This window comes from Microcoleus sp. Pol11C3, from assembly GCF_036701485.1.
GTDB lineage: Bacteria > Cyanobacteriota > Cyanobacteriia > Cyanobacteriales > Microcoleaceae > Microcoleus.
This window is the reverse complement of record NZ_JAUBQW010000040.1, coordinates 35,142-46,157: the sequence shown is the minus strand read 5'-3', so window position 1 is coordinate 46,157 and position 11,016 is coordinate 35,142. Positions and strand designations below refer to the sequence as shown.

The 11,016-nt window shown below is 43.7% G+C and carries 12 protein-coding genes; 7 read left to right on the top strand and 5 right to left on the bottom strand.

All coding sequences use genetic code 11. The annotated features are described in order from the left end of the window. Nucleotides 1-64: 64 nt before the first annotated feature. Nucleotides 65-697 (bottom strand): hypothetical protein, encoded by a 633-nt coding sequence (locus QUA40_RS11950; RefSeq protein ID WP_333125625.1) that lies wholly within the window; start codon nt 695-697, stop codon nt 65-67. A 248-nt stretch (nt 698-945) separates the two neighbouring features. On the opposite strand from QUA40_RS11950, the gene QUA40_RS11945 reads away from it, so the two are divergent. Next, nucleotides 946-1,665, top strand: a complete 720-nt coding sequence (locus tag QUA40_RS11945; RefSeq protein ID WP_333125622.1) for an SAM-dependent methyltransferase — start codon at nt 946-948, stop codon at nt 1,663-1,665. Between the two features lie 182 nt (nt 1,666-1,847). Here QUA40_RS11945 and QUA40_RS11940 read toward each other — a convergent pair whose 3' ends face one another. From QUA40_RS11940 to QUA40_RS11930, 3 genes are all read right to left on the bottom strand, one after another. Further along, nucleotides 1,848-2,948 (bottom strand): iron-containing redox enzyme family protein, encoded by a 1,101-nt coding sequence (locus QUA40_RS11940; RefSeq protein WP_333125619.1) that lies wholly within the window; start codon nt 2,946-2,948, stop codon nt 1,848-1,850. Nucleotides 2,949-3,124: 176 nt separating this feature from the next. Beyond that, a complete protein-coding gene (locus tag QUA40_RS11935) occupies nt 3,125-4,426 on the bottom strand; it encodes a sterol desaturase family protein (protein ID WP_333125616.1) in 1,302 nt (433 codons plus the stop codon). A gap of 15 nt (nt 4,427-4,441) precedes the next feature. After that, entirely contained in the window at nt 4,442-5,032 is a 591-nt protein-coding gene (locus tag QUA40_RS11930) for a type IV pilin-like G/H family protein (RefSeq protein ID WP_333125613.1), read from the bottom strand. A 291-nt stretch (nt 5,033-5,323) separates the two neighbouring features. Here QUA40_RS11930 and QUA40_RS11925 point away from each other — a divergent pair, with 291 nt between their 5' ends. Then, on the top strand, nt 5,324-5,884 hold the full coding sequence (locus tag QUA40_RS11925) for a Uma2 family endonuclease (RefSeq protein ID WP_333125611.1): 561 nt from the start codon (nt 5,324-5,326) through the stop codon (nt 5,882-5,884). 7 nt (nt 5,885-5,891) lie between these two features. On the opposite strand, the gene QUA40_RS11920 is transcribed toward QUA40_RS11925, so the two are convergent. Further along, nucleotides 5,892-7,694 (bottom strand): AAA-like domain-containing protein, encoded by a 1,803-nt coding sequence (locus QUA40_RS11920; RefSeq protein ID WP_333125609.1) that lies wholly within the window; start codon nt 7,692-7,694, stop codon nt 5,892-5,894. Nucleotides 7,695-7,869: 175 nt separating this feature from the next. Here QUA40_RS11920 and QUA40_RS11915 point away from each other — a divergent pair, with 175 nt between their 5' ends. From QUA40_RS11915 to QUA40_RS11895, 5 genes are all read left to right on the top strand, one after another. Next, entirely contained in the window at nt 7,870-8,415 is a 546-nt protein-coding gene (locus QUA40_RS11915; RefSeq protein WP_333125607.1) for an NfeD family protein, read from the top strand. A 130-nt stretch (nt 8,416-8,545) separates the two neighbouring features. Next, on the top strand, nt 8,546-9,106 hold the full coding sequence (locus tag QUA40_RS11910) for an SPFH domain-containing protein (protein WP_333125604.1): 561 nt from the start codon (nt 8,546-8,548) through the stop codon (nt 9,104-9,106). Between the two features lie 115 nt (nt 9,107-9,221). Then, on the top strand, nt 9,222-9,740 hold the full coding sequence (locus QUA40_RS11905; RefSeq protein ID WP_333125603.1) for a type IV pilin-like G/H family protein: 519 nt from the start codon (nt 9,222-9,224) through the stop codon (nt 9,738-9,740). Nucleotides 9,741-9,847: 107 nt separating this feature from the next. After that, nucleotides 9,848-10,381, top strand: coding sequence for a type IV pilin-like G/H family protein (locus QUA40_RS11900; RefSeq protein WP_333125601.1), 534 nt, complete (start codon nt 9,848-9,850; stop codon nt 10,379-10,381). 107 nt (nt 10,382-10,488) lie between these two features. Next, nucleotides 10,489-11,016 carry a type IV pilin-like G/H family protein gene (locus tag QUA40_RS11895; RefSeq protein ID WP_333125598.1) on the top strand — a complete coding sequence of 176 codons (528 nt, stop codon included), beginning with the start codon at nt 10,489-10,491 and terminating at the stop codon, nt 11,014-11,016.

Genomic DNA, 11,016 nt, shown 5'->3' with positions numbered 1-11,016 from the left:
GTCTCTATTTTCAGCGCGGCTTCTTGGCTCTATCCTTTATGCAGCAAGCATTATAGGTACGTTGTCACCCGCTAAGGTTAATTGGTTGCCACATATCCCATTGCAATTCGGCTAACACGAGCAAGCTAAATACCATTACGCCTCCCGTAAATAGGAAAGACAAACCGCCCGTGAAAGGCAAAATCAAAATTCCCAACAGGTGAAGTAAACTGGCAGCTAAAAGTGCGCGCGATCGCACTGCAAATCCAGTCCCCAAATACCCAATTCCGCTCATTCCCAACCACAGGGGACAGAGATTCGCCAACAGTTTTCCCCAACTAAGAAAAATTGCTAAATCGGTCAGCAGCAATCCTAATAACATTAGTATTACCCAACCGTAAAGCACCCAAATCAGGCGTTCTATTTTGACCCAAGAGTATGTCATGCTTACCATTGCTGCTGTACCTACCAGGCTGAGGGCTGACCACAAACCTGCTTGCAGCATCCAACTCACAGAAAAAAATTGTGCTGTGCCGAAGATGGGTATTAACAGCAAGCTCCACAGCAAGCAAGTTCGATCGAGACAAGTATAAAATTGTGAATAAAATCGATATTTGCCAAGGGGAAACTGAACCTGCCAAAGCCCTTCTAAATCCTGAACCTCGATCTTAAGCTGTTTCCGGCGCAGAGGCGGAACTGAATAATTAAAAAAGGTCATATCTGACACTATTAAAATTTACAATTATTTGCTTAGGTACTATCTCACCAGCAATCGCTATAATTGCAATCTGTCAATCGGATTAATAGCGTTAAGTTGATACTCTGTCGGCAGTAATAGTTATTTGATCGCACCCGATCAAACAGGAAGAGAGAGATGGGACAAGTTGATAAAATAGCTCTTGCGACAGATTGCTGCACTATTAGTTGTCCGATAAGTTAAAAATAGTCAACTTTGTTACAGAATTTATGCTCACTTCATCCCATCCTCTGAAACAGGTATTCCACTGCCCGGAAGAATCGGATTTTTACGCGCACTGTTTGGAAAGTTTAGTGTTAAATGCCAGTGACAATTCTAGACTTATCGTAGAGTTTGGCTCAGGAGAGGGAAGTCCAGTTATTAAGTCTTTGCTGAGAAGCGATTTTGATGGGACAATACAGGGATTTGAGCTAAATAATGTAGCTTGGAAAATTGCTCAGTCTCAAGTTAAGGAATATCAACTGAGCGAAAAATACACTGTCAACAATTGCTCTTTTTTTGATTCGCCTTTATACGAGTCGGCAGATTGTGTTATATCAAATCCGCCTTACTTGCCGGCGGTGGATGATAAGATTTACCAGCCGCTGTTGCACGGGGGGAGTGATGGGTCGACAATTGCTAAAAAACTTTTATCTTTGGGTTGCGATGAAGTTTTGCTGATGGTTTCTAGCTATTCTAATCCTGTGGGTTTGATCGATTATGCCTTGGATCAAGGCTACTCGGTTGCGAATTTTGAAATTGCACCTTTAACTTTTGGCTATTATAGTTCGGAACCCAAAGTGAAAAGCGCGATCGCCACTCTGCGAGAACAGGGCATGGCTTTTTATTCGGAAAACATCTATCTCCTGGCTGGAGTTTTGTTTAAGAAGCACCAAAAGTCGCAAAGAGATTTGTCGATCGAGCTAATTCAGTTAATGACAGCATTTTAAAATACAGCGCTGGTAGGTGCATCTTGCGTGTTCCACCATTGTCAGCAACAGGCTGTCCGGCCTGTTCCACAAAGAGTGTATTTCTTGTGGAACAGGCCGGACAGCCTGTTCCTCAAAGGCTTATTGAGAACGGTGCAAAATCTAGGGTGCATCAGTCTCTGACGCACCCTACTATATAGCGGTTAATTCCGTTCTGTGGCTTGGATCGATCGCACTACAGCAGCCCCAGCCCGATCGCCGATCGACTTCTCCTGATCGTACCCCAACACCAATTCCCAAGCCTCCTGCGGGTATCTATCAACCAGCGGAATCGCTACTTCATCCAACATCCAGCGGCCATGACGCTCATCTTCTTTGATGTGCAGTTCCCAATAACCCATCGCAGCCTGGGAGAGGCCCAGACGCTGGGCGGCGGCTAGATAATTGCGGTAAGCGACAGGCCCCGCCACCTCAAAATAAGTGAGTCCGCCGTTGTAACGCAGAAAATGGCGCTTGCGTTCCGTCAGCAGAAAGTTGTGATTAATGCTTGCGAGCACTTGCCAAGGCACTAAATCGAAGTACGCTTCTGGTTCTGTACTCATATCGAATTCAGCCAGCATTTGAGCAAAAAAGGTCGAATGCTTGCGGGGGAGACGACCGCCGCCGTATTCTTCGATCAGCACTCGGGTAAGGGTACACTGAATTTCGTTGCCGGCACCGCCGAGGATGCGAGAAAGGCGGCTGGCTTCCACTAAACCGTCGAAGGAGGCGATCGCCAGCAGGTGTCTGTATCCCTCTTCAGTCATCTGTTCCCGCTGGTAGCGATCGAGCTCAGTTAGCGGAGGATCGACATGGGCGGCCGCGCGATCGCGCAGGGCTTGCTTGACATCCGGCAATTTTTGCAGCGCTGCAACGTCGATTTGCGCCAGTTCCCACTGCTGCCAAGGTTCCTCAATGCGATCGCGCACGGAACGCAAATAGTGCGATCGCTCGTTATTGTAGCGGCGTAAATCGTCGTACCAAAACAAGTTGAGGCGGTTGATACGGTAAAGTACGCGCTGCAAGAAGCGGTGAGCGGCCTCATCGCCCAGTTCCTGTTGGTAAGCGGCTTGAAGTGCATAGGCGATCGCGCTTTCAAAATCGCTGACAAGTAACGGTTTTGCCGCCACCGTCTTGTCTAAATCCTCAACTTCTAGCAAATTGACAAATTGCCGATCGGCTGCTTCATAATTTGGGAGTACGGGTTGCTGTTTGGAAAGAGTCCGCGAGTCTGAAGAAGGAAGTATGTCTATCGTGTTTTGCATGGAATCAAGTTATGCTAACTCTAATTATTGTGGTGCCTGCCAAAACAGCCAACCGTTGCAGATTGCTGAAGATTATGGCTACTTCATTTCACGATACTGATCCCGTCAGTCGCATACACCTTTCTATTGATAGATATTTTTGAGTTCCCCTGGTTCTCTTCTCTTACTTTAACTAACTAATTACTTCTGACAGCCTCTGGGAGCGATCGAGTAATTGGGGCCAATATTTCAGCGTCTTGTTTAGCAGGTATAGCTTGCCGCCACGCTGTGATACCACCTGAGAGGAAAACCAAATTCAGCCCAGTTTTTTGCAATTTTTGGTATGCTTTAACTGAGCGCGCCCCCCCCGCACAATAAAGTACAATAGTTGGTTGAGTTTGATTAGATTTGACACTGGCTTGAGCAATAGCTTGCACTTGCTTGACACCGAATCCAGCTTCAATGTCAGTTAGGGGAACCAGCGGACTTTCACCGATGCGATCGGCGGCGTATTCTTCGGGCGATCGCACGTCAATCAAAATCACAGGTTTTAACTTACCCCGCTGCAATTCGGCAACAGTTACTTTTTGGGCATTCAAACTGGCAATAAAAGTAGGGATATCCATGTGATTAATTAAGGCCACTCCACTAAGAAAACAAACAGGCATTAATATCACACCAAGCATTACAGGCAAAGAGCTAAAATAGCGAGCCACACCTTGTTTTAATTTGTCATTTAGCATTTTGTTTTTCCTAATAAACGGATAGAGCAATTGTCCGATATACCCAGCAGGTATGCGATCGGAGATACCATATTTTTGGGGCATTTTCTGTGATGGCATATAGAGAGTGCCAAAGAGTAAATCTAACAGTGGCAACTGAACAGCAAAGTTTTTGTTGTTGATTTCGGGAATTTTACTGTGATGCCAGTGATGAAATTGTGGGGTTGCCACGAACCATTTTAGTACGCCAAATTTGATCTTAATATTAGCATGAATCAAAAAGGCGATCGCCGCTGAATAAAGAGCATAAACCACCAAAGTTTGATTGGTAAATCCCAACCAGCACAGAGGCAGCATTTTGCAGGTTCTAGTAAATACTTGGTCGCAGGGATGCACCCGCACTGCTGCTAACCAATCCATGTGTTCAATGCTGTGATGGACTGCATGAAATTGCCAAAGCCAGGGTACTTCATGCAGTAGTCGGTGAGCGATATAATATGCCAGATCTGAAACAACAACTGCTTCTACCAACTGCAACCAGATAGGTTGAGAGGCTACTTTGCTTTGCAGTTCAGGGTTGAGTAAATGAGTCATCAGCGAGAATATGACAGTCACAACAATAGCGCCTGCTGTGCCAATAAAGTGACCTGTAAAAAAATAGGTGGCATCGGTTGCCCATCCGAGACGGAATATCTTTTGCTTGTGCAAGGAAAAGATTCTTTCGAGGGGAATGAAGATGAAAGCTAAGATGAAGAACCCTTTGACTATTTCTGGCATAATTTTTGTCGATATTTACTTGACCACTTCCACAGTGCCATCGCCACAAGCTAATTTACCATTAATATTTGTGGGTTCGGCAGGTTTAGTTGTACCTTCAGATTTAGCGATACAGAAGATAGTTACTGTCGTACTTTTATCTGCATCCGTGTTAGCATTGGTAAGAGGATTGGGTACTAAAAGAACAGCTCCGACAACGCTCTTAACATTTTTTTGCACCTGGCGGGATACGCCGTAACTAAATGCAGCTTTTTTACCAGCAATTACTGAATAATTGTAGTTGGTTGTTTGAGACTTAAGGCCAAGATTGAGGGCATCAAGGGAAGTTGCAAAAACACCTTTTTTGGCAAAATAAGCTTGTTGAGCGCGGTTCATTACGCTAATATATTGCTTAGCTTCTGACTGCTTCGCTTTATTGGAACAATCGAGAAAAGAAGGGAGGGCGATCGCACCAAGTATTATGCTGCCCAGAGGAAAATAAATAAAAGTGATTTTCAGTAAAGTTCCTACCCATGATTTACGTTTTTTGTCAGGGAGAATGTTTTTTTCTGAAGCTTCCGCTTTTTTATCGGGTGCATCGAGTTGAGGATTTTTATTAAGCTGCATGATTGTTCTCCAAATGTGTTAGCAGATTAGTTTTCCAGCGAGTAATGGTGGGAGGAGAGGCGCGACGATATTCAGGTTTCAGGTAAATGCCTCATTGAGGTTAAACTGAATCTATCACTGAGTGCGGCAGGGTATGCAAACCTCGCATATTGTGCCTTGCTTCTACTCTATCTCTATTAAATCACCAGGCTATTTGAGAACTTGACTGAGTTCTCATCGACTTTAGACAGCACTGGTGTTTAATAGCGCGACTGACTATAATTGAATAAATGGTTAGAGGAACGGTAAATTATGGCAGTGCAGTTGCTCAAAAGACTTTTCACAGTAGAAGAATACCATCAGATGGGTCACGCTGGCATTCTTTCAGAGGCCGATCGCCTAGAATTGATAGAAGGAGAACTTGTGCAAATGGCAGCTATTGGCACTCGTCACGCTTCCTCCGTGAGGCGCTTAGCCAGACTGTGCAGCCAAATTCCCGAAAATTTGGCTACTTTTGACGTGCAGAACCCCGTCCAGTTGAGCGATCGCACGGAACCGCAACCTGATATAGTATTGCTGCAACCTCGCGCCGATTACTATTCAACTGCCCATCCCCTACCATCGGAAGTTTTATTATTAATAGAAGTAGCTGACACTTCAATAGATTATGACAGAGACGTGAAACTTCCTATTTATGCTCGATCGCAAATTCAGGAAGTCTGGATAGTCAATTTACAGGAAAACTGCTTGGAGGTTTACCGCCAGCCGACTATTAACGGTTACAGTTTAATGCTGAGGTTTTGGCGGGGCGACGAAGTTTCGCCGCTGGCTTTTCCCGAATTTGTAGTTAGTGTGGATTTGGCGATCGGGTAAATAGGGATTATTTGCAGTCAAGGCGATCGCGAAAATATTCCTCATACAATCGACATCTCGGAATGTAATTATTTCCCTCTAATTTAACCAAGCCCATACTATTTAACTTAAACCCCAATTCTGACCTCAATCTAACTGGCTGGGAAACACTCACCACATCTCTCATCGCCTCCATTAATTCCGAATATTTCTCTAAATTCCATAAATGTCGCCGCAAATGATCGCTATAAATTCCCGCTTCAGTTACCGGGAGTTTGACCAATTGATTTAAAGTCACATCTTGACGCGAAATATGATAAATTCCCAGTCGCACTAAATAGGGATGACCTCCCACTAACGCCATCAATTCGGCAACTTCTGTATCACTCCAACTCAGTTCGTGTCGCGCTGCTAAGTCTTGCACTTGCTGGGAATTAAACTCTGGCAAATCAATGGGCAATCCCACATTAAACGGCGATTTATTCACGTCCAGCGGGATATAAACTTCTGTAGAATGCACCACAATCAAGCGAAATTTTTTCCAAATATCGCGCCGTTTTGCTTCTTCATGCAAAGCTCGCAATAACCCAAAAAAATCATCAGCAATTTCCGGTGATTCAAACAGGCGATCGCTCTCATCCAACCCTAACGTTAGAGGTTGTGAAGATTCTGACAGCAAATACTGTTCAAAATAAGCCTTGCAGCACTGATTGCTGCCAATTAAATTGGCTAATTCCCAACACTTGGGCAACTGCTCCAGCATTCCTAACTCTTGACCAATGCTAGCACAAAACCACTGCAAGAATGTATCTGAATTAGCGAATATTTTCCGATTTGCTAGCTGAAAACTCAGCGCTACCGTGCGAGAACCTTGCACTTCTGCGTGATGCAAAATCCTCGCCATCAAGGAAGTTTTGCCCATTTGTCTGGGTGCTTTGATGCGGATTAGCGCTCCCGGTTGGGCGATCGTCTCGTAACAGCGGGATTCGATCGGAGGGCGATCGATATAAAAACGAGAAGCGATTTCAACTTGTCCTCCCGGCAATTCTGCCGGCGCTGCTGGCAGGGGTTGAATTATTGACTGTTTGGTGCTAGTAATTACTTTCCATTCTACAGCTAATTCATGGTCGGCCGTTAACGATGTGCGACCTTCTTTGATAATCGTTAAAATTTGTGATAATAATTTAAATGAGTCCCCAGCACCGCGCCACAGCCAGGGCTGAATCCCTGCTAAATAGCTCAGTAAATCAAAAGAAAGTGGTGTATTTAATTCAACTAAAATCGGTAAAATTGCTGGCTTATGAGCAGTTAAATTGTGCAATTCTTTGGCTAGCTGCACTTGTTCCAATATCATTTCGCTATTGGCCGATTCTTCCGAAATCAGCAACAGCAAATAATCGCAACGCTTTAAATATGAGCCGTCGTCGCGGCTGTTGTTAATAAAAAAGACTTCGTGACCTCCCGCACTCAAAGCTTGGTGTAACCGCTGGGAAAGGGTGTTGTGTGAGGTCGATCGAGCGTTGGCGTTAGCGAAGCGATCCGAAGGAAAGCCCTCGAAGACGATCGCCACTTTTGCCCTCACTAGCACTACCTCCTCTGGCTCTGAATTCCCCTCAAAATCAGCTATATCGCGCCATTCCTGCCCCAATCCGCGACAAATTTCGATGAAATTGGCATAATCCACAGGTTTGCCATTCAGAAAATGGCTGACAGTAGATTGGGCCATCCCTAAATCCTCAGCCAGGATTTTTTGACTGGGAAAGCCATTTCTCAGGAGACTGGATTTAACGGGGCGAATGCACTCTTCGCGCACCCTTAGCGATCGTGGCATTGCTTATCACAATCAAAACACTGAAACCATCATAAATGCCTACCGTCCCTAAAGTCGATGAAAAGTCGATGAAAAGTCGATGATTTTTCAAATAACTCAGTCGCCTACTCAAATAGCCACCTGATTAGATTAGAAATAACAAGGTTGAATCCCATCACAACGAGGTAAAAGCATTGTGTATTCTATCCTAATTTGGTCGCTGGCGTCAGCCACTAATCAACCAGGTTTCGCTTTCACTCCCCCGATGTTGTGGTTGCTGATCGGAATGGTGCTTAGTGCGATCGAGCTATTAATTATCAAAACTCAGCCCCAAAAATACAGGTTTTACGTGCTAATGATGGGAGCTTCGGCTTTAATTGAATCATTTATTTTGTGGAGAGGATCTGTAGCATTTCAGTTTAGTTGGGCGAACATAATGTATGAAGATTTTGACTGGCAAATCTTCTACTGGATGGGGATAGCCCTCGTGCTGAGCATCTGGATTCGACCGATTTTCATTGTTCGCAAAAAGTTTGTCATTCCCGAAGCAACCGAAGCGACAACAATCTCCGAAATTTTCCCCGGAGAAACCGGAATGGTGATTTATGAAGGTGCTTCGTGGAAAGCCCGCAACGAAGATTCCCAAGGGGCGATCGCACCCAGACAAAAAGTTTACGTTTTGCGCCGCGAAGGAAACACGCTGATTGTTGTACCTGACAGATTAATTCACATCAACGGCTAAACCTGAGTTAGCTCTTTTATGACTCGGCGATTGAAATCGCTTCTACACAAACAAAGTCCGCCTTCGCGGACTAAGAAATCACTGTCAACTGTCAACTGTCAACTGTCTACTATTTACCAGGAGATTCATTATGTATCAGTATTTTTTAATGGTGTTGTTTGCAATCACCGGAGTATCCTTAGCCAACAGCGTCAAAATCGTCCGTCAAGGAGATGAGGCTTTAGTTGAAATTTTCGGAAAGTACGATAGAAAGAAACTCGAACCGGGTATAACATTTTTGATTCCGTTTGTCGAAACAGTCGCCTATAAACAAACTCTGCGCGAGCAAATTTTAAGACTGTCACCGCAACAATGCACGACGCGCGATCGCGTTGCCGTCACCGTTGAATTTATTGTCTACTGGCGAATAATTGACTTAGAAAAAGCGTCCTACAAGGTGCAGAATCTCAAGGAAGCGATGTTAAATATGCTGATTCTTTCAATTCGGACTCACATTGCGACATTAGCTCTGGAGGAACTTTACACGGCTCGCAATGAAATCAATAATGCTTTAGTGCAGGAGTTGGATACAACCACTGATCCTTGGGGTGTGAAGTTTACGAGAGTGGAATTGCGCGATTTTGCGATCGGCAGTAAAGTGATTCAGCCGACATCCCTCGATCGAAAAGAAGTACAAAAGCTGCGAGCTTAAGGATTAGTATTCCCTAGTTTTCCTCGTTACCAGGCAGAGCCTGGTAACGCAGATCCAAAGGCTCTGCCTCACTGAATTTAATTCGCATTGTATATACCCTTTAAGGAGACAACACATGACTAAATATCAAGAATCAAGTATTAGCAATGCAGCTTATGGCGGTTGCGGATGCTTATTGCTTTTAATGGGCATTGGAGTAATTGGCGCGATCGCTCTGCCATCATTTCTGAGTCAGGGTGGGAAGGCACCGCAATCCGAAAACAAACAGTATGTTAGCGCAATGAACAAAGGTCAGCAAGCCTATTTGGCAGAAAACAATGCTTTTTCCAGTTCTGTTGAGGTTTTAGGACTTGGCATTAAAACAGAGACAACAAATTTCAAGTATTCAATTCGGGTCACTAAGAAAGCAGCATTTAATTATGGAGTATCCAAGAAAAAAGAATTAAAAACTTATGTCGGCGGTGTCTTTCTAGTGCCTGCTAAAAACTTTGAGCAAAATGCTGCTAAAGAGGAAATAACTACAACGTCCATATTGTGCGAAGCTGATTCTCCCGGTACAATTAAACCAGCGGAACCCACCTATGAAAATGGTAAAATTGCTTGTGGTCAAGGCACGACACAAGTGACCAGATAATCTAATTATAGGCAAGATAATGACAGTGGATTACTAATATCAAATCGGTCTTCAATTGAGATTTACCGGACTAAAGTCTTTACAACCAACAGAGAGGATACAAAACTATGAGTCAACAAGATTCTAAATCAGCTAGCATTGTACCTAATGGTTGCGGATGCTTATTGCTTTTAATGGGCATTGGAGTAATGGGCGCGATCGCTCTGCCATTATTTTTGGGTGATAGCACGCAAGATAAGTATATGAGATCGTATATGACATTTCAAGCGCAACAGTATGTTAGCTCAGTGAACCGAGGTCAGCAAGCCTATTCTGCAGAAAAAAATGCTTTTTCCAGTTCTGTTAAGGCTTTGGGAATTGGCATTGAAACAGAGACAACACATTTCAAGTATTCAATTCGGACAACTAAGAAAGCAGCATTTAATTATGCAGTAGCAAAGGAAAACAAGTCCAAAAGTTATGTCGGTGGTGTTTTTCTAGTTCCTGCTAAAAACTTTGAGCCAAATGCTGCTAAAGAGGAAAGAACTACAACGTCCATATTGTGCGAAGCTGATTCTCCCGGTACAATTACACCAGCGGAACCCACCTATGAAAATGGTAAAATTGCTTGTGGTAAAGGCACAAAACAATGGTTCCAATAATCTAACTATACGCAATATAATGACTGTCGATTACTCATGTCAAATCGGCATTCAAGTGAGATTTGCCGGACTAAAGTCTTTACTACAAACAGAGAGGATACAAACCTATGAGTCAACAAAGTTCTAAATCAGCTAGCCTTGCATCGAATGTTGGTGGATGCTTAGTGAGTTTAATGGTGATTGGAGTATTAGCTTCGCTAGTTATGCCATCCTTTCAGGCTAAGCTTAGGATCAACAAGCAATCGGAGCCCAAAGATTATATTAGCTTAATCAACAAACGTCAGCAAGCCTATTTTGCCGAAAAAAGTGTTTTTAGCACTTCTGTTAAGGCTTTAAGAATTCGCATTATTAAAACCGAGACAGAAAATTACAAATATTCCCACCATACAACAAAAAAAGCAACATTTAATTATGGATTTTCTAAGCAAAAAGACCTTAAAAGCTATGTCGGGGGAGTCTTTGTAATTCCTGCTACAAAAGTTGAGTCAAATTCTTCTAAAAATCCAATAATAACCACATCTATATTGTGCCGAGCTGATTCTGCTGGTACAATTAAACCACCAGAACCCACCTATGAAAATGGTAAAATTGCTTGTGCTACAGGCACCATTGAAATGCCACAAACTTATGACTAG